This window comes from Tessaracoccus massiliensis (assembly GCF_000826065.2).
GTDB classification, from domain to species: domain Bacteria; phylum Actinomycetota; class Actinomycetes; order Propionibacteriales; family Propionibacteriaceae; genus Arachnia; species Arachnia massiliensis_A.
Window position 1 is genome coordinate 153,010 of the sequence record NZ_LN623540.1, and the last position, 25,155, is coordinate 178,164.

24 protein-coding genes are annotated in these 25,155 nt (G+C 68.8%); 9 read left to right on the plus strand and 15 right to left on the minus strand.

Going from position 1 to position 25,155, the window contains the following annotated elements:
• Window positions 1-79: 79 nt before the first annotated feature.
• The 4 genes from fumC to BN1186_RS03560 form a co-directional block, all read right to left on the minus strand.
• Window positions 80-1,465 (minus strand): class II fumarate hydratase, encoded by a 1,386-nt coding sequence (gene fumC / locus BN1186_RS03545; RefSeq protein ID WP_040282562.1) that lies wholly within the window; start codon window positions 1,463-1,465, stop codon window positions 80-82.
• 233 nt (window positions 1,466-1,698) lie between these two features.
• The gene (locus BN1186_RS03550; protein WP_281278434.1) at window positions 1,699-3,915 is read right to left on the minus strand and encodes a heavy metal translocating P-type ATPase; all 2,217 of its coding nucleotides are present in this window, start codon (window positions 3,913-3,915) and stop codon (window positions 1,699-1,701) included.
• 70 nt (window positions 3,916-3,985) lie between these two features.
• A complete protein-coding gene (locus BN1186_RS03555; protein ID WP_040282564.1) occupies window positions 3,986-4,195 on the minus strand; it encodes a heavy-metal-associated domain-containing protein in 210 nt (69 codons plus the stop codon).
• A gap of 21 nt (window positions 4,196-4,216) precedes the next feature.
• Window positions 4,217-4,519, minus strand: coding sequence for a metal-sensitive transcriptional regulator (locus BN1186_RS03560; RefSeq protein ID WP_040282566.1), 303 nt, complete (start codon window positions 4,517-4,519; stop codon window positions 4,217-4,219).
• A 602-nt stretch (window positions 4,520-5,121) separates the two neighbouring features.
• On the opposite strand from BN1186_RS03560, the gene dnaB reads away from it, so the two are divergent.
• From dnaB to BN1186_RS03580, 4 genes are all read left to right on the plus strand, one after another.
• Complete coding sequence (gene dnaB / locus BN1186_RS03565) at window positions 5,122-6,483, plus strand: replicative DNA helicase (protein ID WP_040282568.1); 1,362 nt, start codon at window positions 5,122-5,124, stop codon at window positions 6,481-6,483.
• A gap of 162 nt (window positions 6,484-6,645) precedes the next feature.
• Window positions 6,646-7,182, plus strand: a complete 537-nt coding sequence (locus BN1186_RS03570; RefSeq protein ID WP_040282570.1) for a DUF6553 family protein — start codon at window positions 6,646-6,648, stop codon at window positions 7,180-7,182.
• Window positions 7,182-8,054: an HhH-GPD family protein gene (locus BN1186_RS03575; protein ID WP_040282572.1), complete on the plus strand. Its 873-nt coding sequence runs from the start codon at window positions 7,182-7,184 to the stop codon at window positions 8,052-8,054. Before BN1186_RS03570 ends, BN1186_RS03575 begins: the two co-directional genes overlap by 1 nt.
• Before the next feature lie 133 nt (window positions 8,055-8,187).
• Window positions 8,188-8,790: an HAD-IA family hydrolase gene (locus BN1186_RS03580; RefSeq protein ID WP_040282575.1), complete on the plus strand. Its 603-nt coding sequence runs from the start codon at window positions 8,188-8,190 to the stop codon at window positions 8,788-8,790.
• A gap of 87 nt (window positions 8,791-8,877) precedes the next feature.
• On the opposite strand, the gene BN1186_RS16215 is transcribed toward BN1186_RS03580, so the two are convergent.
• Window positions 8,878-9,705 carry a transglycosylase family protein gene (locus BN1186_RS16215; protein ID WP_052459735.1) on the minus strand — a complete coding sequence of 276 codons (828 nt, stop codon included), beginning with the start codon at window positions 9,703-9,705 and terminating at the stop codon, window positions 8,878-8,880.
• Between the two features lie 257 nt (window positions 9,706-9,962).
• Here BN1186_RS16215 and ald point away from each other — a divergent pair, with 257 nt between their 5' ends.
• Both ald and BN1186_RS03595 read left to right on the plus strand, forming a co-directional pair.
• Complete coding sequence (gene ald / locus BN1186_RS03590) at window positions 9,963-11,084, plus strand: alanine dehydrogenase (protein ID WP_040282577.1); 1,122 nt, start codon at window positions 9,963-9,965, stop codon at window positions 11,082-11,084.
• 122 nt (window positions 11,085-11,206) lie between these two features.
• On the plus strand, window positions 11,207-11,761 hold the full coding sequence (locus BN1186_RS03595; RefSeq protein WP_040282579.1) for a hypothetical protein: 555 nt from the start codon (window positions 11,207-11,209) through the stop codon (window positions 11,759-11,761).
• Window positions 11,762-11,840: 79 nt separating this feature from the next.
• Here the strand turns inward: BN1186_RS03595 and BN1186_RS03600 are convergent, their stop codons facing one another.
• Together BN1186_RS03600 and BN1186_RS03605 are read right to left on the minus strand one after the other, a co-directional pair.
• Window positions 11,841-12,434 (minus strand): DUF4126 domain-containing protein, encoded by a 594-nt coding sequence (locus tag BN1186_RS03600; RefSeq protein ID WP_052459736.1) that lies wholly within the window; start codon window positions 12,432-12,434, stop codon window positions 11,841-11,843.
• Window positions 12,435-12,591: 157 nt separating this feature from the next.
• On the minus strand, window positions 12,592-13,569 hold the full coding sequence (locus BN1186_RS03605) for a diacylglycerol/lipid kinase family protein (RefSeq protein ID WP_040282581.1): 978 nt from the start codon (window positions 13,567-13,569) through the stop codon (window positions 12,592-12,594).
• 77 nt (window positions 13,570-13,646) lie between these two features.
• Here BN1186_RS03605 and BN1186_RS03610 point away from each other — a divergent pair, with 77 nt between their 5' ends.
• Entirely contained in the window at window positions 13,647-14,105 is a 459-nt protein-coding gene (locus BN1186_RS03610) for a DUF3592 domain-containing protein (protein WP_139650801.1), read from the plus strand.
• A 24-nt stretch (window positions 14,106-14,129) separates the two neighbouring features.
• Here BN1186_RS03610 and BN1186_RS03615 read toward each other — a convergent pair whose 3' ends face one another.
• Window positions 14,130-16,475 (minus strand): alpha-amylase family glycosyl hydrolase, encoded by a 2,346-nt coding sequence (locus tag BN1186_RS03615; protein ID WP_052459737.1) that lies wholly within the window; start codon window positions 16,473-16,475, stop codon window positions 14,130-14,132.
• A 277-nt stretch (window positions 16,476-16,752) separates the two neighbouring features.
• Between BN1186_RS03615 and BN1186_RS03620 the strand changes: the two genes are divergently transcribed.
• A complete protein-coding gene (locus BN1186_RS03620) occupies window positions 16,753-17,385 on the plus strand; it encodes an HAD-IA family hydrolase (protein WP_040282583.1) in 633 nt (210 codons plus the stop codon).
• Between the two features lie 77 nt (window positions 17,386-17,462).
• Complete coding sequence (locus tag BN1186_RS15375) at window positions 17,463-17,612, plus strand: hypothetical protein (RefSeq protein ID WP_180349011.1); 150 nt, start codon at window positions 17,463-17,465, stop codon at window positions 17,610-17,612.
• 46 nt (window positions 17,613-17,658) lie between these two features.
• Here BN1186_RS15375 and BN1186_RS03630 read toward each other — a convergent pair whose 3' ends face one another.
• The 7 genes from BN1186_RS03630 to BN1186_RS03660 all read right to left on the minus strand — a co-directional run bounded on the left by BN1186_RS03630 (window position 17,659) and on the right by BN1186_RS03660 (window position 25,151).
• Entirely contained in the window at window positions 17,659-19,401 is a 1,743-nt protein-coding gene (locus BN1186_RS03630) for a protein kinase domain-containing protein (RefSeq protein ID WP_052459738.1), read from the minus strand.
• Between the two features lie 148 nt (window positions 19,402-19,549).
• Window positions 19,550-20,056: a hypothetical protein gene (locus tag BN1186_RS03635; protein ID WP_040282584.1), complete on the minus strand. Its 507-nt coding sequence runs from the start codon at window positions 20,054-20,056 to the stop codon at window positions 19,550-19,552.
• A 10-nt stretch (window positions 20,057-20,066) separates the two neighbouring features.
• On the minus strand, window positions 20,067-20,987 hold the full coding sequence (gene mshB / locus BN1186_RS03640; RefSeq protein WP_246043231.1) for an N-acetyl-1-D-myo-inositol-2-amino-2-deoxy-alpha-D-glucopyranoside deacetylase: 921 nt from the start codon (window positions 20,985-20,987) through the stop codon (window positions 20,067-20,069).
• Window positions 20,988-21,007: 20 nt separating this feature from the next.
• Window positions 21,008-21,601 (minus strand): CE1759 family FMN reductase, encoded by a 594-nt coding sequence (locus BN1186_RS03645; RefSeq protein WP_040282586.1) that lies wholly within the window; start codon window positions 21,599-21,601, stop codon window positions 21,008-21,010.
• Between the two features lie 106 nt (window positions 21,602-21,707).
• The gene (locus tag BN1186_RS03650) at window positions 21,708-22,865 is read right to left on the minus strand and encodes an LLM class flavin-dependent oxidoreductase (protein ID WP_040282587.1); all 1,158 of its coding nucleotides are present in this window, start codon (window positions 22,863-22,865) and stop codon (window positions 21,708-21,710) included.
• Between the two features lie 250 nt (window positions 22,866-23,115).
• The gene (locus BN1186_RS03655; RefSeq protein ID WP_139650806.1) at window positions 23,116-23,571 is read right to left on the minus strand and encodes a hypothetical protein; all 456 of its coding nucleotides are present in this window, start codon (window positions 23,569-23,571) and stop codon (window positions 23,116-23,118) included.
• Window positions 23,572-24,074: 503 nt separating this feature from the next.
• Window positions 24,075-25,151: a branched-chain amino acid aminotransferase gene (locus BN1186_RS03660; RefSeq protein ID WP_040282590.1), complete on the minus strand. Its 1,077-nt coding sequence runs from the start codon at window positions 25,149-25,151 to the stop codon at window positions 24,075-24,077.
• Window positions 25,152-25,155: the final 4 nt, after the last annotated feature.

The following is a 25,155-nucleotide window of genomic DNA, read 5'->3' on the forward strand; positions in this document are numbered from 1 at the left end:
GGTCGAGGCGCTGGACACGCTGCGCGGGTTTCGACACGCTGCGCCGCTCGTTCCTCGCAGGCAGCGGCTCAACCAACAGCTACTTGCCGGTCATGTCGCGGGGGACGACCCACTTGTCGAAGTCGTCGCCGTCGACACCGTTGGCCAGCGCCGACTCCTTCAGCGACGTGCCCTCCTTGTGCGCCTGCTTGGCGATCTTGGCGGCCTTGTCGTAGCCGATGTGCCGGTTCAGCGCGGTGACGAGCATCAGGTTGGATTCGAGGTTCGCCTGGATCCGCTCGTGGTTGGGCTCGATGCCGACGGCGCAGTGGTCCGTGAACGAGCGCATGCCGTCTGCCAGCAGGCGGATCGACTCGAGCACCGCGTGGGCCATGACGGGCTTGAACACGTTGAGCTGGAAGTTGCCCTGCGAGCCGCTGAAGCCGACGGTGGCGTCGTTGCCGATCACGCGCGCCACCACCATCGTCAACGCCTCCGACTGGGTGGGGTTGACCTTGCCGGGCATGATCGACGAGCCGGGCTCGTTCTCCGGAATGAGCAGTTCACCGATGCCGTTACGCGGGCCGGACGCGTACCAGCGCACGTCGTTGGCGAGCTTCATCAGCGCATCCGCCAGCACGCGCAGCGAGCCGCTGACCTCCACCAGGGAGTCGTGCGCCGACAGCGACGCGAACAGGTTGTCCGCCTGCCGGAATTCCAGCCCCGTCTCGTCGCTGATCTTCCGCGCCGCCAGGGGTCCGAAATCGGGGTGCGCGTTGAGGCCGGTGCCAACGGCGGTGCCGCCGATGGCGAGATCCCTGGCGCGCGAATCCGCGAACCTGATGCCCTCGGCCGCGAAGTCCAGCTGGGCGACCCAGCCGCCGAACACCTGCCCTAGGCGCACGGGGGTGGCGTCCTGCAGGTGGGTGCGACCCACCATCACCACGTCGTCGTACTCCTTGGCCTTGCGGTCGAGGACCTCGCGCAGCTCCGCGATGGCCGGGTAGAGCAGCGAGTTGAGTTCGCTGACCACGGCGATGTGCATGGCGGTGGGGAACGTGTCGTTGGAGGACTGGCCGCGGTTGACGTGGTCGTTGGGGTGGACGGGCTTCTTGGAGCCCATCTCGCCGCCGGCCAACTCGATGGCGCGGTTGGAGATGACCTCGTTGGAGTTCATGTTGGACTGCGTGCCGGAGCCCGTCTGGAACACCACGAGCGGGAAGTGGTCGTCGAGTTCGCCGGCGATGACGTCGTCTGCGGCCTTGACGATCAGCTCGGCCACGTCGGCGGGCAGTTCGCCCAGTTCGCCGTTGGCCTGCGCGGCGGCCTTCTTGAGGACGCCCAGCGCCCGGATCATGGGGCGACCCCACACGAAGGCGTTGCGGCCGATGTCGAAGTTGTGGAGACTGCGTTCGGTCTGCGCACCCCAGTAGCGGTCTTCTGCAACCTCAATGTTGCCCATCGAATCAGATTCAATACGTGCCATGACTCGACGCTACCCCACGGGCGAAAGCAGCGGACACAAAAAGGCCCGGCCCGCTGCCCTTGGGGGGCGGCAGCGGGCCGGGGGCTCTTGGATCTCCCGGTTTCCCGGGCGATGGATGTAACTGTAGTCCTGCGGCGAGGTCACTACAAACCAGTAACACCATAATCCGAACTTTTTTCTGAGAATCTCTCACAACAGGTTTACAGACGCCGCTTCGCGAGTCAGGCGCCGCTTCAACGCTGGGAGATCGAGCGGAAACCCTTCAACCTGAGACTGTTCAGGACCACGAACACACTGGAGAACGCCATCGCCGCGCCCGCGATCATCGGGGTCAGCATCCCGAAGGCGGCCAGCGGGATCGCGGCCGAGTTGTAGCCGAACGCCCACACCAGATTGCCCTTGATCGTGCGCAGCGTGGCGCGCGAGAGGCGCACCGCGTCGACGGCGGCGCTGAGGTCGTGACGCATCAGCGTGATGTCGCCAGCGGCGATGGCCGCGTCGGTGCCCGAGCCCATGGCGATGCCCAGATCGGCCTGCGCGATCGCGGCGGCGTCGTTGACGCCGTCGCCCACCATCGCCACCTGCTGGCCCTTGGCCTGCAACTCCTTGATGGCCTCCACCTTGCCCTCGGGGGTGACGCCGGCGCGCACGTCGTCGATGCCGAGTTCGGCGGCGACGGCGCGGGCGGTGGCCTCGTTGTCGCCGCTGAGCAGCACCGGGGTGAGGCCCAGCTTCTTGAGCTGCTCGACGGCGGCCGCGGCCGATTCCTTGATGGTGTCGGCCACCACCACGCGGCCCAGAATGCGCTCCTCGTCGGCCACCTCCACCACGGAGCCGATCACCTCACGCCTCCACGCGGCCCTACCGTGGCCGAGGTCCGCCATGAATGCGGGCGACCCGGCGAAGATCCTGCGACCTTCCACCACGCCCTGCACGCCACGGCCGGGCACGTTCTCGAAATCGGTCACCGGCAGCGGGCGATCCACCTCCGCCACCAGCGCGGCGGCGATGGGGTGCTCGGAGGCGGCCTCGACGGCGGCGGCCAGCGCCAGCAGTTCGTCGCGGCTGACCCCCTCCACAGGTTCCACGTCCACCACCGACATCTGGCCGGTGGTCAGCGTGCCGGTCTTGTCGAAGACGATGGTCTCGACGGCGCGGGCCCGCTCCAGCGCCTGCGGCCCACGGATCACGGTGCCCAACTGGGCGCCGCGGCCGGTGCCCACCATGAGCGCCGACGGCGTGGCCAGGCCCAGCGCACAGGGGCAGGCGATGATCAGCACGGAGATGGCGGCGGACAAGGCCATGGTCCAGCCGTGGTCCGCCACGAGGTGTGCCACCAGGGTGATGGCGGCGATGATCAACACCACGGGCACGAAGATGCCGGAGACCTTATCTGCCAGGCGCTGCACGTCGGCCTTGCCCTCCTGGGCCTCCTCCACCATCTTGGCGATGCGCGCCAGCTGCGAACCGGAGCCGACGGCGGTGGTGCGCACCACGAGGCGGCCGGTGGTGTTGAGGCTGCCGCCCACCACCGTCGCCCCCGGTTCCACCTCGACCGGCAGCGACTCGCCGGTGATGATCGAGGCGTCGACGGCGGAGCGGCCCTCCACGATCTCGCCGTCAGCGGACACCTTCTCGCCGGGGCGGATGACGATGAGGTCGCCGACCTCGAGATCCTCCACGTCGACGCGGCTCTCGGTGCCGTCGCGCACCACAGTCGCCTGCTTGGCGCCCACCTCGAGCAGCGCGCGCAGGGCGGCGCCGGATTCGGTCTTGGCGCGGGCCTCGATGTAGCGGCCCAGCAGCAGGAACGAGATGATGACGACGGCGGCCTCGAAGTAGATGAACCCCATCGCGTCCTGCTGCGACAGGTTGAACTCGAAGCCGTGCTTCATGCCGATCTCGCCGGCGTGGCCGAAGATCATCGCGTAGAGCGACCAGGCGAACGCGGTGAGCGTGCCCAGCGTCACCAGGGTGTCCATCGTGGTGGCGCCGTGGCGCAGGTTGGTGAAGGTGGCCTTGTGGAAGGAGCGGCCCAACCACAACACCACGACGCTCGAGAGCGCCAGCGCCGCCCACTGCCAGCCCGGGAACTGCAAGGCCGGGATCATTGAGACCAGCACCACGGGGATGCTGAGCGCGAAGGACCAGATGACGCGCGGCTTGAGCGCGGCGGCCTCGTCGCTCTTCTGCTCGATGGGCACCGGGAGCGTGGCGCCGTAACCGGACTTCTCGACGACGGCGATGAGGTCTTCCGCGGTGAGGGTGGAAGGGGCCTCGACGGTGGCCTTCTCCGTGGAGTAGTTCACCGAGGCGGTCACACCGTCTACCTTGTTGAGCTTCTTCTCGATCCGGGCCGCGCAGGAGGCGCAGGTCATGCCCTGGATATCGAGTTGGATCTTGTTGGCGCTCTGGTATTTCTCAGCGCCGGGGGTGGTTGTGGTGGACACGGGTCCTCCGTTTTCAGGCGTGCCGAATAGAGCCCCGCCGCCCAGCGGCGGGGCGGGTGTGATCAGTGGTTCAGGCTTCGACGACGGTGTAGTCGCCGGCTTCCTTGACCGCTTCGAGGATGGTGTCGAAGGGGATGCGCTCGTCGGATTCCACCGACATGGCGCCGCCGTCGAGGACGATGTTGACGCTCTTGACGCCGTCGATGTCCGAGACCTCTTCGGTGACGTGGTTGACGCAGTTGCCGCAGGTCATGCCCGAGACGGTGTAGTTCGTGATCATTGCTGGATCCTTTCGTGGTGGCTAGCGGGTGAGGCGCTTGATCGCCTGCATCGCTTCGTCGATCTTCTCTGCGCCCTCCGGCCCGCCCTTGCGGGCGGCATCAGCGACGCAGTGGGTGAGGTGGTCCTCGAGCAGCCCGAGCGACACGGCCTTGAGCGCCGAGGTCACCGCGGTGACCTGGGTCAGGATGTCGATGCAGTACTGGTCCTCGTCCACCATGCGGGCGAGGCCCCGCACCTGTCCCTCCACCAGCTTCAGCCGGCGCAGGTAGGCGGCCTTCTCCGGCGTGTAGCCGTGGGAGTGGCAGGTCTCTGTTGTTGTCATGGCACCTCCTCTGTGACCGACTATACCCCCCGGGGGTAATGAAATCCAATCTTCATCCATCATTCCACTCGCCAGTCACGACGGTGCGGCCGGGGTGCGCTAGCCCCGGCGGCTCGCGCGGCGCGGGCGCCGCCCACAGTGAGCAGGCGATGTCCACAAACAACCCACAGGGGTTGTGGATAACTTCGCCGGTTTCTCGTGAACAGGGGGCGAACTGGCCCTCATACCACGACCCGCGCCCTGCGCTCAAACCGGCCCACCAAAGGAGCATCACCCATAGTCAACCGTGCTTTGTCCAGCACGCCCCAGGTCCGGAGGGGCGACACGACGACAAAGTGAAGCCGTCACCGGGGTCCAGTGTGGACAAACTGTGGAGAATTCCCCAGGGCAACAGGTTTATAACGATTTGATAACGGGCCTTTCATGCTCAACAACAGGGTGTTCCACAGCCCCTACGCCGTGCGACGCAGGTTGTCCACACCCCGTCCACAGGCTGTCCCCAGGGTTGCGCACAGGCCCCGCGCCGTCGTCGGAGGAAGTCGGAGGAAACTGTCTGAGGCGTGGCTTAGCCTTGGGTCGAGGTTTGGAAAGGGGTGCATCAGATGACGGCGCAGACACAGCCGGCGGTCTACGACGACCGCGAGCTCGATCGCACTCCCCCGCAGGATTTGGCCGCCGAGCAGAGCGTGCTGGGCGCCATGATGATGTCGAAGGACGCCATCTCCGACGTGGTGGAGGTGGTGCGCGGCGCGGATTTCTACCGCCCCAACCACGAGTCGATCTTCGAGGCCATCATCAACCTCTACGGCCGCGGCGAGCCTGCTGATCCCATCACGGTGGCCGGTGAACTCGGCAAGACGGGCCTACTGTCGAAGGTGGGCGGTGCGGTCTACCTGCACGATCTGCTCTCCAGCGTCTCCATCGCCGCCAACGCCCCGTACTACGCGGAGATCGTGCGTGACAAGGCCGTGCTGCGTCGCCTGGTCAATGCCTCAATCCGCATCGCCCAGCTCGGCTACGGCGGCCAGGGCGAGGTGGACAAGATCGTCGACGAGGCGCAGCAGACCCTCTTCGAGGTGACGGATCGCAACTCGTCGGAGGATTACAAGTCACTGCGCGAGTTGCTGGAGCCCACGTTCGACGAGATGGAGGCCATCGCCAACTCCGGAGACGCGCTCTCCGGCGTGCCCACCGGCTTCACAGAACTGGACCGGATCACCAACGGCCTGCATGCCGGGCAGATGATCATCGTCGCGGCGCGCCCCGGCGTCGGAAAGTCGACGTTCGCGCTGGACGTGTGCCGCTCCGCCGCCATCCACCACAACCTGCCCGCCGCGTTCTTCTCGCTCGAGATGAGCCGCACGGAGATCGTGATGAAGATCCTCTCCGCCGAAGCCTCGGTACCCCTGGGGCGTATCCGCGGCGGCAAGATGGACGAGAACGACTGGCAGCGCGTCACAGACAAATCGGCCATCCTCGCGGAGAAGAACTTCTTCATCGACGATTCGCCCAACCTCACCATGATGGAGATCCGCGCGAAGGCGCGCCGCCTGAAGCAGCGCCACGATCTGCAGCTCGTCGCCATCGACTACATCCAGCTGATGACATCGGGCAAGAAGGTGGAGTCGCGCCAGTTGGAGGTCTCCGAGTTCTCCCGCCAGATCAAGCTCCTCGCCAAGGAGTTGGAGATCCCGGTCATCGCCCTGTCGCAGCTGTCGCGTAACACGGAGCAGCGCAAGGACGGCATCCCCCAGTTGTCAGACCTGCGAGAGTCCGGCTCGCTGGAGCAGGATGCAGATATCGTGCTCATGCTGCACCGCCCGGAGATGTACTCGCAGAACCCCTCCGACGAGGAGCGCGGCCTCGCGGCCTTCCACATCCCGAAGCACCGAAACGGCGAGACCGGCAAGATCGACGCCCTGTTCCAGGGTCATTACAGTCGCTTCACCAACGCCCCCATGTGATCGCCGCCAGCACCTCACCTTCTGCTGCAGACGGCAACGGTGCTGTATCGGTTACCCGGCCTACCAGACGGCTGTTGCTCTTCGGGCTGCCGACGCTCGAAGCGCTGATCCGGTAGCCCCCTCACACATGGCGCTGCCAGCAGCGGCGGGTAGCGTAGCGCCATGGCCCTGACCGAGTACCACCGCGTGGATCCCGCAGACATGCATCCGGCGCTCGCGCTGGCCCGGTTCGGGAAACGACGCACGGCGGACCTGTTCGTGGGCTTCTGGCTGGCGCTGCTCGTCGAGGCGCAGCAGATCCGCCCCAGCGTGCGCGGCGCCGCCCGGCACGCCGAGAAGTTCCTCACCGGCCGCGACGTCCGCGCGGCCGTCGACGAAGCCGGCACCGACGTGGTCGACGCCGAACTGGCAGACGCCGCACGCGTCTATTTCGCCTCCGGTCTGGAGGACTCGTCCTACTCCTCCACTCTGATGCGACTCAAGCGACTCACCGGCGCCCAGGTCCGAGAGAAGGCCGCCACCGACGTGGCCAAGGCCGCCGCGCTCATCCTCGACGCCGGCCTCGACGAACGCCTCATCGGGCTGCTCGTGCACGGCTACCTCGAGGCGGTCGCCCCGCACGGCGCGAATGAACTGCGCGAGGCGGCGCGGCGACACCCGAAGGCGCGGGCGCGCCTCGAATCCGCGCTCGAGGCCTGATGACGCCAGACATCACGGGCCTCCAGCACGAACTGACGGCCTGGTTCGCCGCTAACGCCCGCCCGCTGCCCTGGCGCGCCGCGGGGGTGAGCCCGTGGGGCATCCTCGTCAGCGAGATCATGCTGCAGCAGACTCCCGCAGCCCGGGTCGCCGGGCCGTGGGCGGCGTGGATGGAGCGCTGGCCCACCCCCTCAGCTCTGGCGGACGCGTCAACGGCAGACGTGCTGCGCGCCTGGGGCCGCCTCGGCTACCCTCGCCGCGCGCTGCGCCTGCAGGCTGCGGCGCAGGCCGTCGTCGAGCGCCACGACGGCGAACTCCCCCGCGACGAGACGCTGCTGCTCGCCCTCCCCGGCGTGGGCAGCTACACCGCCGCCGCGGTGCTGGCCTTCGCGTTCGGCCGCCGCTCCCTGGTGCTCGACGTCAACGTGCGCCGGGTGCTGGCCCGCCTCGGCGCCGGGGTGGAGCACCCCAACCGCTCGGAGACCGCCGCCGAGCGCCGCCGCGCCTGGGAGTTCGTGCCCGACGGCGACGCCGAGGCCGCCACCTGGTCCGCGGCCGCCATGGAATTGGGCGCCACCATCTGTACGGCCCGCAACCCGGCCTGTAGCCGCTGCCCCGTGGCCAGGCACTGCGCCTGGCTCGCGGCGGGGAAACCGGCTTGGGACGGGCCGGAGCGGGTGGCGCAGCCCTGGGAGGGAACGGACCGGCAGTGCCGCGGCCGCATCATGGCCGCCCTCCGCGGCACCCACGCACCGGTGCCGCTGTCAGACCTCGCGTGGCCCGATGGCGCCCAGTTGGAGCGGTGCGTCAGGTCGCTCGTCGACGACGGCCTCGCCGTCGAAGCAGACGGCGCGTTGCTGCTCCCGCAGTGAGGTAGCCTGCCCGGGCTCTCTCGCGTGAGGCAGGTGCAAGTTGTGCACCAACTCCGCTGCACAACTCGCACCTGCCCGGGCCCGCCGTCGGCGCCCCCTCCAGCCCGTCGGAGGGGACGCCTATGGTGGGGGCATGATCAAGGCTGTCGTCTTCGACCTGGGTGAGGTGCTCTCCTCCCCGCCGTCCCTCCTGCCGCTGCTCGCGCAGCACATGGGCACCACGCCTCAAGTGCTCGCCGAGCACTACTGGAAGGGCCGCGTGGAGTACGACGCCGGCGCACCCAACCGCGGCTACTGGGGCCCGCTGCTGGCCGCCGTCGGCGCGGAGGCGGATGACGAGCTCATCGACGAGCTGGCCTACCTCGACGCCGACACCTGGGCGAACCTGCGCCCCGCCGCGTGGCAGCTGCTGCGCGAGTGTCGCCAGGCGGGCAGGGTGGTGGCGGTGCTGTCGAACTCGCCGCACGCCATGCAGAAGGCGGTGGACAAGGCCAACTGGCGCGCGGATGTGGACCACCTGTACGTCTCCGCCACGCTGGGCGCCATCAAACCGGACGCGGCCATCTACGAACGCGTGATGGCGGATCTGGAGCTGGAGCCTGGGGAGATCGCGTTCATCGACGACAAGCAGGCCAACGTTGACGGCGCCCTCGCCGTCGGCTGGCACGCGCACCTGTGGGTCAGCGACGCCGATACCCGCGCCTGGCTCGAAACCCTCGGGGTGCTGCGTCCCTGAGCGTGTCGCGTCCGAGGAACGAGGACCGGCGACACGACGAAACCCCGGGCATGGGCCCGGGGTTTCGCGTGCTGTCATGCAGCCACGTCAGGGCTTGCAGCTCCAGGGCTGGAAGCCGCGCTTGGCGTGGAGGCGGTTGGCCACGGTGATCTGCTCCTCGCGGGTGGCGTGGTGCGGGTAGGCGGCGAAATCAGTGCCGCCCACGGAACGCCAGGTGGCGAGGTTGAACTGCAGGCCGCCGTAGTAGCCGTTGCCGGTGTTGATGTTCCAGCGGTTGCCGGACTCGCAGCGGGCGATCCTGTCCCAGGTGGCAGCGCGGGCCAGGTTGAGCTGGCTCTTGACGGGCAGCACGGCCGGCTTCTCAACCGGGACGTTGGCCAGCGGGGGCGCGGCGGCGGGGATCGACGTCACGGCCGGGGTGCTCGCGGCGGTGAACTGGACGATGTTGTTGAACTGCCACTGGTTCTCGGAGACGAACTTGCCGTCGTCGTGGGCGACGACCGTGGTGAGCGCGTAGGTGCGGCAGCCGTTGCGGCCGGTGGCCGCGGTGTCGCACTCGGTGCGCCACTGGCGGCCGTCCTCGGCCGTCCAGGTGCGGTTGGTGGCGAGCGGGTTGCCCTTCCACGCGCCGCGGGCGGACGGGAGGTAGGTCATGTTGTTGAACACCCAGCCCTCGTGCAGCACGTGCTGGCCCTGCACGGTGACCACCTTGGGGGCCCAGATGTCGGTGCTGCAGCGCACCACCGTCGAGGAGTACAACTCGCACTCGGTCTTCCAGTACCGCCCGTTGACCAGGTGGTCGCCCGGCGTCGTGTACTGATCCACGTCGACGGCGTGCGCGGCCTGCGGGGCGGCGATGGCCAGTCCGAGACCGACGACTGCCGCGGAGGCGGCGGCGAGGAGGCGCTTCAGCATGGGTGTTCCTTTCGATGTGGCGTGGAAACGGTAACACCCGGCATGCGGATTTCCAAAGAATCTCTCAGGATTTCGTTCAGGATTCCCCTGCCACCGACCCTGACAAGCACTTTAGGTGCTCACACCTGGCGCCGTCGACTGAGAACTCTCAGCCTTGCGACCCGTCGCGACATCCCAGCCGGGGGCGACCTCAGCGGCGACTCTCCCCTTCCCGCGCCACGGAGGGCTAGCCTGGCGTGAAACCGGAAGGATCCCCTATGCGCATCAGCGTCCCCCGCGAGGTCAAGAACAACGAGAACCGTGTCGCCATCACCCCCGTCGGTGTGCTGGAGCTCACGCAGAGCGGGCACGAGGTCACCGTCGAAGCCGGCGCGGGGGTGGCGTCCAGCTTCACCGACGACGCGCTCCGCGAGGCCGGCGCCGCCGTCGTCGACGACGTGGACCAGGTGTGGGGCGACGCCGAGCTGGTGCTGAAGGTCAAGGAGCCCATCGAGGAGGAGTACCGCCACCTCCGCGAGGGGCTCGCGCTGTTCACCTACCTGCACCTGGCCGCGGATGAGCCGCTCGTTGACGCGCTGCTCACGTCCGGCTGCACGTCGATCGCCTACGAGACGGTGCAGCGGCCCAGCGGGATGTTGCCGCTGCTGTACCCGATGAGCGAGGTGGCCGGCTGCCTCGCGCCCCAGCTGGGCGCCTACCACCTGATGAAGAGGCAGGGTGGCCGCGGCGTGCTGATGGGCGGCGTGGCGGGCGTGCCCAACGCCAACGTGCTGGTGCTCGGCGGCGGCACCGCAGGCCAGAACGCGGTCAACACCGCGCTGGGTATGAACGCCGACGTGACGGTGCTGGACACGGACATCGACAAGCTGCGCCAGGCCTACTGGCGCTGGGAGAACCGCGTCCGCGGGCTGCGCTCTTCCGAGATGGCGCTGCGAGAGCTCCTGCCTGAGGCGGATCTGGTGATCGGCACCGTCCTGATCCCCGGCAGCCGCGCCCCGAAACTGGTGACCAACGAGATGGTGGCCACGATGAAGCCCGGCTCTGTGCTGGTGGACGTCGCGATCGATCAGGGCGGCTGCTTCGAGGATTCGCGCCCCACCACCCACGACGACCCCATCTACCGGGTGCACGATTCGATCTTCTACTGCGTGGCCAACATGCCCGCGCTGGTGCCCAACACCTCCACCTGGGCATTGACCAACGCCACGCTGCCCTACGTCCAGCGCATCGCCGAACACGGTTGGCGCGAGGCGATGCGGCTCGACGACCCGCTCGCCAAGGGCCTGGCCACGCACGCCGGGATGCTCACGTCCCAGCCGGTCGCCGAGGCGTTCGGGCGGGAGTTCACCCCCGTCGACGACGTGCTCGCCGCCCACTGAACGGCAGCGGCCCCGGAGCCGCGGTAGCGGACAGGTAACGAATCGGCTCCGGGAACGCCCCTCGAGGCACCCGTGACCCCTTCCCGCGCCAGACTGGAGGGCATCACGAACGGAGCACGCCCATGAAACCGCTGAGACTCATCCTCGCCCTCACCCTGGCGCTGATCGGCGGCGTCGCGTTCTGGGCCGACGACGTGCAGCCCGCCTTCGCGTGCAGCTGCATGGACATGACGGACGAGCAGGTCGTTGAGGAGGTGGACCTCGTCGCAGAGATCACCCTCACCCGCCGTCACCTCCTCCCCGGTGAGTACGGAGAGACGAGCTACGACGCGACGGTGCACCGGGTCTGGAAGGGCGAGGAGCGCCCGGCCATCGTTTTCACCACCCACGAGCAGACGACGGCCTGCGGGCTGGGCCGGATGCCGATCGGAGAAAAGGTGCGGGTGTGGGGCCACGGCGCCGACGGCAGCTACTCGAGTTCGTGGTGCACCCTCCCGCGGGACGCGGACAACGCGATCTCGCTGCTCGTCGACGAGTACGGTCCGCCGCGCGAGGTGGGTCCGGAGGCGGTCGTGCTGCCCTCCGTCGACCAGCTGCTGCTGCCCGCCGTCAATCTGCTGCCGCCACCCACCACCGCCGCCCTGATCCTTCTTGGCGTCGTCCTGCGGAGCAACTGATGCAACTGATCCGCCTTCTGCTGGCCTGCGCGCTGGCGCTGGGCACCGTGTCGCTGGCGTGGCTCGTCCCGCCAGCGCCTCAGGTAGTCGCCGGCGGCGCCGTCCACCGCTGCTTCAACCAGCGCCAACCCTTGCGGATCCTGGCCATCATCGCCAGGGCCAGCCAGATCGTCAGCGCCAACAGGACGGCGGCGACCACGGCCGCGGCCACCGGGAACAGCACGGCGAGGGTGGTCACGCCCACCACGCCGACGTCGCCCGCCACGGAGGCGCCCACGTTCGAGACCGGCTCAGGCGAGGTGTTGACCGCCAGCCGGATGCCCGCCTTCGACAGGTGGCTCAGCAGCGCGGTCACCCCGCCCACGGCCGCCAGCGTGATCGTCAGGAGATCGCCCTGCGCCCCCGCGATAAGCGCGCCGATGACGGCGCCCGCGATGGGCCGGATCACCGTCGAGGGGACGTCCCAGACGGAGTCGACCACCGGCACCTTGTCTGCCACGAGCTCCACCAGCGCCAGGATGCCCATGATGATGAGCACGTCGGTGCGCTGGAACCCCTCCGGCACCCCGCCGGTGTCGAGGAAGCGGCCCAGAATGCCGAGCACGAAAACCGTCGCGTACGCGTTGATGCCGGAGGCCCAGCCCGAGGCGAACGTCATGGGAAGCAGTTCCATGCGTCAAAGTATGGAGGCAGCCCGCCGTCGACGACACCTCCAGCCGGCGTTCCCAGGGTGGATTCAGGGCCCCGCCTCACCCTCCCCGCCGCTCACATCTAGATGTGAGGCCGTCAGCAACACCACATCAAGATGTGAGTGATCGGGGGGCGCGGGGTCAGGACGCGTCGGCGGGCGACCAATCGGCGGGCATCTGCACCAGCAGCCCGCCCTCCTCCACGTGCACGCGCAGGGTGAGGATCTCGCCGAAGTGGTCGCCGTCGAGCTCAACCTCCTCGGGGTTGCGGAAGTGGATCTCGATCTCGCGGCACTGCTCGTAGTTCAACTCGCGGCTGCGGTCGCGCTGCTCGCGCACGAACTTGCTGCGCGTGCGGCGCAGCAGCCAGTTGTCCACCAGCACCTTCCACGCCACGCGCGGCCAGCCGAAGATGCCCTTGGGCAGGATGCCGACGACGTCGAGCACCCCGTCGTCGACGGCGGCATCAGGCAGCAACAGCACGTTGCCGCCGATGGAGCCGCAGTTGCCTATCAGGATAGTGTGCAGCTTCCCCTGGCGCGGCTGCTCGCCGTCGAGGCGGTAGCTGATCTGCATCCGGTGGTTCGAGAGGAGCGCCTCGAGGCCTGCCTTCACGTAGGCGAGCATGCCCACCTTCTTCTTGAGCTCCTCATCGGTGGTGGACATGATCTTCGCGTCCAGGCCCACGCCGGCCGCGACGACGAAGGCCCGCTCCCCCTGCTCACCGCCGGGCCGCGACCACTGCGCCACCCCCAGATCCACCGCCCGCGTCACGCCGTTGAAGGCCGCGTCGACGGATTCGGGGAGGTTGTCGAGCGTCAACTCCAGGTTGCGGGCGAGGAGGTTGCCGGTGCCTTGCGGGGCGAGCGCCAGCGGCGTGCCGCTACCGCGCAGCCCCTCCGCCACCGAGCGGATGGTGCCGTCCCCGCCGACGGCGAGCACCACGTCGGCGCCCTTCTCGACGGCCTCGCGGGCCATGCCCGTGCCGGGGTCGTCCTCCGCGGTCTCCAGCCAGAGGGTGTCCTCCCAGCCGGCGTCCTGCTGAGCGGGCTCGACGATCTTCTCGAGCTCGGCTCGTTCGATCTTCGTGGGGTTGTAGACAACGGCGAGGGTGCACATGTCTCCAGTGTGGCTTGTCACCACAACCCCTGTGCAAACCGTCGCGGAACCACGCCCGGGGTGGGAAGCTGTACGCCATGAGAGTTGGCATACGGATGGACCCCTCGTCACCGGTGGCGCTGGTACTGCTGTCCCTGGTCACGCTGGGGCTGCTCATCGGCGCGGTGGCGGCCGGGTGGGACAACGTGCGCTACCGGGGCGCGCCCACCACGGAGGGCACGGTCGTCGAGCACGAGCACTTCGTGTTCGACGACGGGGACGACGGGTGGAAAATCATCGTCGAATGGACCGACGAGCACGGCGACACCGTGCGCACCCCGTCGAAATTCGCCAGTTCGCATCCGCACGAGATCGGCTCCACGGTGGAGGTGCAGTACATCCCCGGCAACCAGGGCATGGTGCGCATCGTCACCTGGGCCGACAAGTGGTTGGCGAGCACCATCCTCGGCGGCATCAGCCTGATCTTCGGCCTCGTGCTCACCTACGGCCTCTGGAGGCGACGTGAGTTCAGGCGAAGCCGGGAGGCGGTCCTGTAACCGCCGCCCCGGCGCGGGTAGCGGTCAGTCGCGCCAGACGGGGACGTCGCGGGGCTCATGGGGCACTTCCTGCCACACGACGATCGACCACGGCTCCACCGTCGTGGTCTCCTCCACGATCATGCCTTCGCCCTCGGGCCAGAAATTGTGCGCCGGCTCGGCCCACGACGCGGTGTCGATGAGGCGACGGTGCACGCTGCCCTCGGCCGGCGCGGGCACGGTGAACTCGACGGGCACGTCGGCCATGTTGACCAGCACCCAGAAGTCGGCGTCGGGGTTGTTGATGCAGATCGCCACTGCGCGGTCACCCTCCTCCGGGTAGCCCACGTTCGACGGCGTGTGGAAGAGGTAGGACACGTCCTCGTTGTCGGGGATGAGATCTCCCCAGTTGCTCTGCTGCAGCGACTCGTGACGCTGGCGCAGGTTCGCCAGGAACGTGACGAAGCGGAACAGGCCGTTGGCGTCGTCCTGGTTGTCGAACGTGCCGAAGTTGTCGTGGTAGAGCGCGTCCACGCCTGCGCCGACGTCGACCGTGTGCGGGCTGGCGGTGGGGATCATGGCGTAGTTGTTGAGCATCGCCACCGAATCCAGCGCCCACGGGTTGTTGTTGCCGTTCTGGGTGCGGCCGAACTCGTCGCCGGCCACCACCATGGGCACGCCGCGGGAGAAGAACAGCAGCGTCCACAAGTTACGCACGCGCTGGCGGCGCAGGTCCTGCGAGCCGCCCGAATCCCAGGACAGGTTGTTGTCGGAGCCGCCGTCGGAGGGGCCGAACGGGAACGGCATGCCGTTGTTCTTCTCCTGGTAGCTCACCAGGTCCACCATGTTGAAGCCGTCATGCGCGTCGACGAAGTTGATCGACTTCTGCGCGCCGCCGGAATCGTGGAAGTGGTGGTAGTCGCCGTTGATCATGTCGAGGAAGTCGACGGTGTTGCCGTCGCCCTTGGTGAAGCGTCGCACGGCGTCGCGGTAGCGGCCGTTCCACTCGCCCCACCCGCGCGGGAAGTTACCCACCTCGTAGCCCCACAGGTCCCAGGCCTCGGCGATGACGTCGATGTGCTCCCGCTCGGCGAACTCGGCGATCGAGACCAGCAGCGGGTGGTCGGTGAAGAAGCGCTTCTGCCTGGCCCAGTCGTCGGGGTGCGCCTCGTCCGGCTTGCGGCCCAGCACGGTGGCCAGGTCGAAGCGGAACCCGTCGACCGCCATGTCATGGGTCCAGTAGTGCAGCGAGTCGAGCACCAACTGGCAGGCGGCGGGCGAGGAGAAGTTGAGCTGGTTCGTGGAGCCGGTGGCGCCGTCGACCAGCAGGAAGTCGCCGGTCATCTGGTAGTACTCCGAGGTGGCGAACCCGCCCAGCGACGTGAAGCCGGTGGTGTTGACGTCGCCGTGCCAGTTGCCGCCCTCGGCGGTGTGGTTGTAGACCACGTCGAGGTAGACCTCCATGCCCTCGGCGTGGAAGGCGGAGACCATCTCCTTGAACTCGCGGGTGGGCCCACCCCAGCTCTTGTCGACGGCGTAGTCGCGGTGCGGCGCGAAGAAGCTCAGCGTCATGTAGCCCCAGGAGTTGGTGTAGCCCTGGCGGGCGGATTCTGAGGCGTTGGTCTGGTGCAGCGGCAGCAGTTCGACGGTGGTCATGCCCAGCGCCTTGAGGTACGGCGCCATCATGCCCGCGCCCTTGTAGGTGCCGCGGTACTCGTCGGGGATGTTCTCCACGCCCTCGAAGCCGGGTTCGGCCTTCAGGAGGTCGCCGAGGCGGCAGGCCGACGGGTGGCCGGTCAACTGCGGAACGGAAACCTCGTAGATGGCCGCGGACTCCGTCGGGATGCGGGGCTTGTCCGCCACCGGCGTGAAATCGGTGATCACGATGCCCTTGGGCGCCTGGCGGGCGGTGTCAATGGAGCGCCGAGTGACGCCGTCAATGTCGTCACCGCCGGTGCCGAACATCGCGTCGGTGCCGTGGTCGAGGATGCCGTCGGAGTAGACGTTGTGGGTGATCTCGCGGGCGTACGGGTCGAACAGCACCTTGTTGGGGTTGAAGCGGTTGCCGTCTTCATCGAGATCCGCCTCGAAGCCCTCCTCGGTGCCGGGCTCCCACGTCTCGATGTAAGGCCAGTTGGGGCCCCACACGCGGTAGCCGTACAGCGCGCCGAGCGGCAGCCCCTGCACGTTGGCGCGCCACACGCCATCCTCACCCTGGGCGGGGAGGAACGTGTGCGACGCGTCGGCGCCCAGCGCCTCCGGGTAGATCTCCAACTGGACGCGCGTGGCGGCCGGCGCGTAGACCGCAAACGTGATGCCTTCGGCCGAAGGATGCGCCCCCAGGGGCCATTCCGCGGTCTGCCAGTTGGCTTCGTCGAGTGCGATGATCATGCCCTCATTGTCTCAGGGCCACGCTCCACGGCGTTAATCGACCTGGTCAGAGCTGTTTTAACGATCTCTCCAGAGCATCTCGCCGGGGACCTCGCCAACGTTCGGTGCGTCCTCGCCAACGCAGATTCCTTCGCCTGAGTTGCTGCTCGGCGCCGACGACACATCACAGGCGAGAAGAAACAGCGGCGGCACGGAGCGGCCGACCGTCGCCACCTGTACGTCGAATTGCTCGCACTGCAGCACATGGCCGACCAGGGACGTGGCCTAGTCTTTTGGCATGTACAGCTTCGTCTTCTGGGACCTCGGCGGCACGCTGGTCGACACCTACCCCGCACTCGACGCCGCGCTGGCCGACGTGGTGCGCCGCCACGGGCACGAGCTGCAGGACGCGGAGGTTGCGGTGCTGACCCGCCGCTCCACGGGCGAGGCAATCGCCACGCTCAGCACACGGTTCGGCATCCCGGAGGCGGAGTTCGAGGAGGCCAACCGCGCATTGAAGCACGACTGGACGTCCTGGCCGCCGCCGGTGATGGCGGGAGCCCGGGAACTGCTGCGCGACGTCTCGGCCGCCGGCGGCCTCAACCTCGTGGTGACGCACCGTGACCGGGGCTCTGCCGAGTCGCTGCTCGAGGGGCTCGGCCTGGCGGTCGACGACCTCATCTCCACCTCCGAGGGGCACCCGCGCAAGCCGGACCCGGAGATGTACCGCACGATGCTGGAGCGCCACGGCCTCGACGCGGCGCGCTGCCTCGCCGTCGGCGACCGCCCCATCGACGCGGAGGCGGCCATGGCGGCGGGGATCACGGCCGCGACCATCGAGTCGCCCGAGGCCCCCGTCGACGACCCGGCCGAGCACTCCGTGGCGACGGTCGACGAACTGCGCCCCCTGCTGGGCCTCCCGGACGCATAGGCCGCGATGCACCCGCACCTGCGGGAGCCCTCCCAACCGCATCTGGTGCGAGCGGTTCGCGGCAGTTCGAGGGACACATGGGCCACGTGCCCCAGAGCCACGCGGGCAAGCTCCTCATCATCGGCGTCCTCGCCGTCACCGGATTCGTGCTGGTGTCAGTGCTCGCGATGCTCCTGATGTTCGCCATCCTCTTCTACGGGCACGCTGCTCAGCTCCCCGCCTCCTGAGCCGCGCGCCCGGCGCCCGGGTCGAAGGGAATGAGACTGCCCTGGGTCAGAGGGCCGCCTTCCAGGCGTCGACGAGGTTCTTGAGGTTGTCGTAGAGGCCGGTGAACTGGTCCTTGTGCCCCGAGTCGCTCAGCGCCTGGTCGACGGCGCTGAGGGCGTCGCTGGCCTGTTGGTCGTTGCCGTCACGCAGCGCGGCGGCCAGGTCACGCAGGCCCTCGTCGACCCGCTTTCGGTCCTCGTTGTCCATCGGCCCGCCGCCCGTGGTGAGGTCCCTCACCGCGTTGCTCAGGTCGTCGGCTGCAGATTGCGCGGCCTCGGCCGCTGCCGCGGTGTCGGCGCCGTCGTCGGCCGGCGGCTCCTCCGCCGGGGGTTCCTCAGCGGGCGGCTCCTCCGCCGGGGGTTCCTCCGCGGGCGGCTCCTCGGCCGGCGGTTCCTGAGTGGCGGGCTCCTCCACCACAGGCGGGGGCGCCGTGGGCACGGGTTCAGGGTGCGTCGTCGTCGGCTCCGGCAGGGGCTCCACCGTCGTGGGCTCGACGGTGGGCTCCTCCGCCGGCACGGATTCGGTGGGTGCGAAGGCCGGCTCGATGGTGGCCTCAGGCGATTCGGTGGCCGGGGCCGCGGCCGTCGGATCCGGCGTGGTGGTGAGATCCGCGTCGCGCGTGAGCAGCCACCAGCCGAAGCCGGCGGCCACCAGCACTGCGAGCGCGACGATCCCCACCAGGATGCCCTTGCGTCCGTCCGGCTCCTCATCCCGCGGCGGGGGCAGTTCCTCCGGCTCCTCCACGGGCACGGCCCGGGTGGGCGACACCGGCGCCCCGACGGCCGGGCCAGCCGGGTCCGCAGGGTGGGCCCGCGTGGGCGCGGGGAGGTCGCTGGCCGGCACCACCGTCATCGTCTCTTCGCCCACGACCGGGGGCGGCAGCAGCTGGGTCGCCTCCTGCGCGGTGTCGGCCTGCAGGGCCGCGGCCACCGCCTCGGCGCTCGCCGGGCGCGCCTCGGGATCCTTCGCCAGCAGCGCGGTGACGACGGCGGCCAGTTGCGGCGGCACGTCCGGCCGCGCCTCGCGGATGTCGGGCACCGGCTCGGTGGCGTGGGCCATCATCGTGGAGACCGCCGTCGGGCCCTGGAACGGGGGCTTTCCGGTGAGCAACGCGTAGAGCACGCAACCCAGGGCATAGAGATCCGCGCGGCCGTCGACACGTTCGGCCCGCGCCTGCTCGGGCGCGAGGTAGGCGGCCGTGCCGATGACAGCGCCCGTGGCGGTCAGCGGGGCATGCCCCTCGGAGACGGCCTCGTCGATGATATGGGTGATGCCGAAGTCCACCACCTTCACCCCGCCGTCGGCGGTGCGGGCGATGTTGCCGGGCTTGATGTCGCGGTGCACCAGCCCCGACTCGTGGGCGGCCCCGAGGGCTGCCGCCACCTGGAGCGCGATGCTGCGCACCTCGTCGGCGGGGAACGCGCCGCGCTCCCGCAGATCCTCAGAGAGGGTCCGGCCGGGGAGCAGTTCCATGACGAGGTAGGGGCGGTCATGGTCGACACCGGCGTCGAAGACGGTGACGATGTTGGGGTGGTTCAGCGCCGCGGTGGCCCGGGCTTCCCGGCGGAAGCGTTCCGCCGTGACCTCCGCGTCCTCCATCTCCGCGACGATCTTCACCGCCACCCGGCGGTTCAGCACCTGATCGAGGGCACGCCACACGGTGGACATGCCGCCGCGGCCGAGCCGCTCCTCCAGGAGGTACCGCCCGTCGAGGACCTGTCCGGGCGCTGGCTGGAGACTCTCCGTCATGCAGAGAGCCTAGCCGTAGGCATCTGCGGCGGGGCGGGACAGGTCGCCGGGCACCTCACCGGGTTTCGACACGACCACGCCGCTCGTTCCTCGCGGGTGGTCGGCTCAACCAGCATTCCTCGCGGGTGGTCGGCTCAACCAACGGGCGTCAGCCCTGGGCGAGCGCGTCCTTCATGGCCTCCGGGCCCCAGGTCAGGATCTGCGCGTTGGGATACGCGTCGAACAGGACGGCGTTGCCGTTGCCGACGAACACGGTGGAGCCGTTGTCGAGCTCCGCGTACACCTCGTAGCCGGCCTCCTCGGCGCTGCTGAACACCGCGTCGATGACGGGCTGCGGGTCCTCGTCGATCATCATGACGTAGGACTCCTGCGAGTCCGTCACGATGGTGCTCTCAGGCAACTTCATGCCCTTGGGCACGGTGACGTCCATGGGGCCGACCTTGATGGACTCCGTCTGGATCTCACCCTCGAAACCCTCCTGGGGTTCCTGCGGGAGACCCGGCTGGGTTTCACCCACCGCGGGAGCGGTGTCGCCCGGCTGGGGCGCGACGGCGGTCTCCTGCGGCGGCGTCGTCGGCTCGGTGTCGTCGGTGCATGCGGCCAGCGACAGGGCGGCGACGACGGCGACGGCAACTGCGGCGAGTCTGGTCTTCATGCACGCAATTCTATGCGTCCGCCACATCAAGGCCCTCGAAGAGGTCCGAGGCCGGCCCATCCCCTTGCGGGAACGGCGTTCCCGCGCCCAGCAGATAGGCCTCCCCGGAGCCCGGAAGCTCCTGCATGATGGAGAAGAACTGCCAGAACGGGTCGTCGCCCTTGACCTGGCTGCGGTGTGTGAGCAGCGCCCTGCGGCAGATGTCGAGGTACGGCTGCAGTTCGACGACCGCGACGATCTGCTCCGGGTCCGGCCCGAAGCGCTGCGTCATGTCCTCGTCGGCGTGGTCGTGGTCGCCTTCGCCCCACAGCTTGAGCCCGCGCTCGCGGGCGATGGCGTAGGCCTCCGCCCAGCGCGACGTGTTGTGGGTGTTCCACAGGATGCGCTGCACCTGCCAGGGTGCGCCGAGGTCCGGGCGGTGCGACGGGGTCGCGGCCAGCTGGACGGCGTACATGAGCGTGCGGTGCGCCTTGATGTGATCCGGGTGGCCGTAGTTGCCGTGCGGGTCGTAGGTCACGGCCACCTGGGGCTTGCGGCTGCGGATGATCTCAACCAGGTAATCGGCGGCCTCCAGCAGGTCCGAGAGCCAGAACGCGTTGTCGGGCATCTCGTCGGGGATGCCCGCCTTGCCGAGGTCGGTGTCCACCATGCCGGAATCGTGGTAGCGGCCCGGCCCGCCCAGGAACACGTGGTCCGTGACGCCGATGATCTCCATAGCCTCGGCGATCTCCTGCTGGCGGTGCGCCCCCAACTCCTGCGGGGTGAAGTGCTGCCACTCCGGCACCAGGATCTGCCCGAGCTCGCCCAGCGTGCACGTCACCAGCGTGACCTGCGCCCCCTCGGCGAGATAGCGGGCCATGGTGGCGGCAGATTGGCTGGACTCGTCGTCGGGATGGGCGTGGACGAGGAGGAGTCGGCGATCGGGAAGCACGTCGTTCAGCATACGTCCGGTCAGTTCCCCAGCAGGGTGGCGAACTCGACGAACTCCTCCGTCTTCGCGGTCGGCTGTGAGCCCACCAGGGCGTCGGCGAGTTCCGCGGCGCCGGCGCGGACCCGTCGGTCGAGGGAGCCGACGCCCGGCCCGCCGAAGTCCGACGTGGCGGCGAAGATCGCGGTGCGCACCGGCAGCGCGCCGAGGTAGCTGAACAGCGGCCGCATCGCGAACTCCAGCATCAGCGAGTGGCGTTCGGTGCCTCCGGTAGCGGCCATGAGGATGTGCGTGCCCTTGAGGGTGTCCATCTCGAGGATGTCGAAGAAGCTCTTGAACAGTCCGGACATCGAGGCGGAGAACGTGGGGCTGACCACCACCAGACCGTCGGCGTCGGCCACCGCCTCGGTGATCCGCGCGAGCTCGCCCGTAGCGAACCCGGTGAGCATCGCGTCGACGATGGGATGGGCCAGCTCGCGGAGCTCCGCAACGGTGACCTCGAGCTCCTCGCCTTTCTCGGTGAGGGAGTCGCGCAGCCGGGCGACGATGTCGTCGCTCAGCACGCGGGTGGACGACGGCGACCCGAGGCCGCCGGAAATCACGACGATCTTCTTCATGTGTGTAGCCTCCTGGGGCGGGGGGATGCCCCAAATCTAGATCTGGTGTCGTCTGGGGCCTCAAATCTAGATGTGAGGCCGTGGCCCGGGCCCGGGCAGGGCAGGGTCAGAGCTTGTTGTCGTCCTCGGCGCGGGTGCCTGTCCAGCGGTCTACCTGCGGCTCGGTGGGTTCAGCCTGCTCCGCGGGGCCACCGGCGGCTGCCAGCATGCTGGCGTGCGTCGGGGCGTCGGGGACATGGGCGGGCTTCAGCTTGGCGAACTCCTGGCGCAGCACCGGCACCACCTCTTCGCCGAGCAGGTCGAGCTGCTCGAGCACCGTCTTCTGCGGCAGGCCGGCGTGGTCCATGAGCCACAACTGGCGCTGGTAGTCGCCGGCGTACTCGCGGAAGCTGAGGGTGCGCTCGATGATCTGCTGCGGGGAGCCGACCGTCAGCGGCGTCTCGCGCATGAAGTCCTCCAGTGACGGGCCGCCTCCGTAGACCGGGGCGTTGTCGAAGTAGGGGCGGAACTCCCGGATGGCGTCCTGTGAGTTCTCACGCATGAACACCTGGCCGCCGAGGCCGACGATCGCCTGGTCGTACTTGCCGTGCCCGTAGTGCTCATAGCGCTTGCGGTACAGGTCAACCATGCGTCGGGTGTGGGAGGAGGGCCAGAAGATGTTGTTGTGGAAGAAGCCATCACCGTAGTAGGCGGCCTGCTCAGCGATCTCCGGCGAGCGGATGGAGCCGTGCCACACGAACGGCGGGATGCCGTCGAGCGGGCGCGGGGTGGAGGTGAAGCCGTGCAGCGGGGTGCGGTACTTGCCCTCGAAGTTGACCACCTCTTCGCGCCACAGCGCGTGCAGCAGGGAGTAGTTCTCGACGGCGAGGCTGATGCCCTCGCGGATGTCCTTGCCGAACCAGGGGTAGACCGGGCCGGTGTTGCCGCGGCCCATCATGAGGTCCACGCGGCCGTCGGCCAGGTGCTGCGCGTAGGCATAGTCCTCGGCGAGGCGGACGGGGTCGTTCGTGGTGATCAGCGTGGTGGCCGTCGAGAGGAGGATCTTCTCGGTCTTCGCCGCCAGGTGCGCCATCAGGATGGGCGGGTTGGCCGGCGCGATGAACGGCCGGTTGTGGTGCTCACCCGTGGCGAACACATCCAGGCCCACCTCTTCGGCCTTCATCGCCAGTTCGACGGTGGCCTTGATGCGGGCGTTCTCCGTGGGCGTCTTGCCCGTGGTGGGGTCGGTGGTGACATCACCGATGGTGAAGATGCCGAACTGCATGTTGTGCCTTTCACGAAGTTGCGTCCACCAGTGTACAACATGATTTACATTTCAACTATTCCGATGTTGCCGCTCCCCTTCGGCTGGCGCCACCGTCAGGCCTTCGGCCGGGCAGGTGCACGTTGTGCAGGAACTCCGCTGCACAACGTGCACCTGCTTGGGCGTGGCGCGAAGCACGACGGTGGGCTGAGCGCCGACGCATGCGAAAGGGCGCGGCCGTGGATCACACGGCCGCGCCCTTCGTCGTGTCTCAGTTCTTGTTGCGTCCCACGAAGTGCATGATCAGCCCGACGATCAGCAGGATCAGGCCGATACCGCCCAGGAACGCGCCGCCGACGATGCCGAGCACGCCGCCGCCGAGGGCGCCGGCGTCCAGCGGCGGGGCGGCGATGACGTCGCTGTTGTCGCAGGTGACGCGGTACTGGCCCCAGGGGCCGTCGTCGCCGCCGAGCTGACCGAACGCCTCGTACAGCCGGCCACCGTGGGTGAACGACATCCCCCGGCCCGTGTAATTCAGGTCAGGCTCCACGCCGGCGGGGCCATTGATCCGGCAGTTCACTGCTGCGCCATCGGGCCGGTAGAGCAGCGTGTGCTCCCGGACATCAACTGTGGCTCCCGAACCGATCCGGGTGATCTCGGAGTCGTCCGGGATGCTGGAGGCGATCCCGCTGCCCAGCAGGATGGCAAGCGCGATGCCGATCACCATCATGACGCCGCCGGTGATTATCAGGATCTTCGGCGCCTTGCGGGGCTTCGCGGGCTGTGGGGGCTGGCCCCACTGCTGCTGCGGGCCGGCGCCGTACTGCGGGTACTGCGCACCGGGCTGCCCGTACTGGCCGGGCGCAATGGGCTGGCCCTGCTGCGGCGGCCCGCCATGCTGAGGGGCGCCGTGGGGGGCTGAGCCCCACTGACCGGGGTTCGGCTGGCCGGGGGTGTTGCGGGCCGGGGGGCTGGCTCATGGGGACTCTCCTCAGGATCGGTTGCAGGCCCCACTCTGCCAGCCCACTAGGGGCAGTTGGCCAGAAACCTGGTCGGCCAACGCCGCATTGCCCCGGCGGTCAGGGCCGGACTCAGCGCCAGCGCATCCTCCGCCGCGCTTCCCTCTCCCGGACGTGCTGCTCCTGGCTCACCAGGGCCGCACCGCCCACCACCAGGACGATGCCGACCAGCCACGCGCCGTGTGCCGAGCGGTGGCGTCGCTCTCCCGCATCAGACGACGCGCCGCATCCAGGCGTGCTTGTCCTCGGCGCGGCCGTACTGGATGTCGACGAGGTGCTGCCGGATCTCGCGGGTCTTGACGCCCGGGGTGCCGTCGCCGATCTCCTGAGGGCCGCGACCCGGCGAATTGAAGCCGGTGATGGGGGTGACCACCGCTGCGGTGCCGCAGGCGAACACCTCGGCGATCCTGCCGCTCTCCACGCCGTCGAGCACTTCGTCGATGGAGATCATGCGCTCCACCGGCTTGAGGTCGTGCTCATCGGCCAGACGCAGGATGGACTCGCGGGTGACGCCGGGGAGGATGGTGCCAAGCTCCGGGGTGAGGAGTTCACCGTCGTCGGTGACGAACATGATGTTCATCGTGCCGCACTCCTCCACCCACTTGCGCTCGGCGCCGTCGAGCCAGAGGACCTGCCCGCAGCCGTTGGCGGCGGCCTCCTCCGCGGCGATGAGGCTTGCGGCATAGTTGCCGCCGCACTTGACGCTGCCGGTGCCGCCCGGCGCGGAGCGGGCGTAGTTGGGGGTGATCCACAGCTTCACGGGCTCGGCGTAGTAGGCGCCAGCGGGCGTGGCGATCACGGCGTAGCGGTAGGTGTTGGCCTCGCGGACGCCCAGGTACGGCTCGGAGGCGATCATGAACGGGCGGATGTACAGGCTCTGCTCGTTCTCGCTGACCGGCACCCAGTCCTGCTCCATCTTGACGAGCTCCTCCACGGAGGCGAGGAACAGGTCCTCAGGGAGCACGGCCATGCCCATCCGGCGGGCGGAGTTCACGAACCGGGCGGCGTTGCGCTCGGGCCGGAACAGCCAGATGGAGTTGTCGTCGTGGCGGTAGGCCTTCATCCCCTCGAAGATCTCTTGGCCGTAGTGCAGCACGGCGGAGGCAGGGTGCAGCGCCCACTCGGTGGTGGGCACGATGCGGGGCTCCTGCCAGCCGTCGCCGCCGATGTAATCGACCACAGCCATGTGGTCCACGTAGTAGCGCCCGAACCCTGGGTCAGCCAGCGCGGCCTTGCGGGCGGCGTCTGCGGTGGGGGTGGTCGTACGGTTGATCGAGAACTTGGCCATGCAG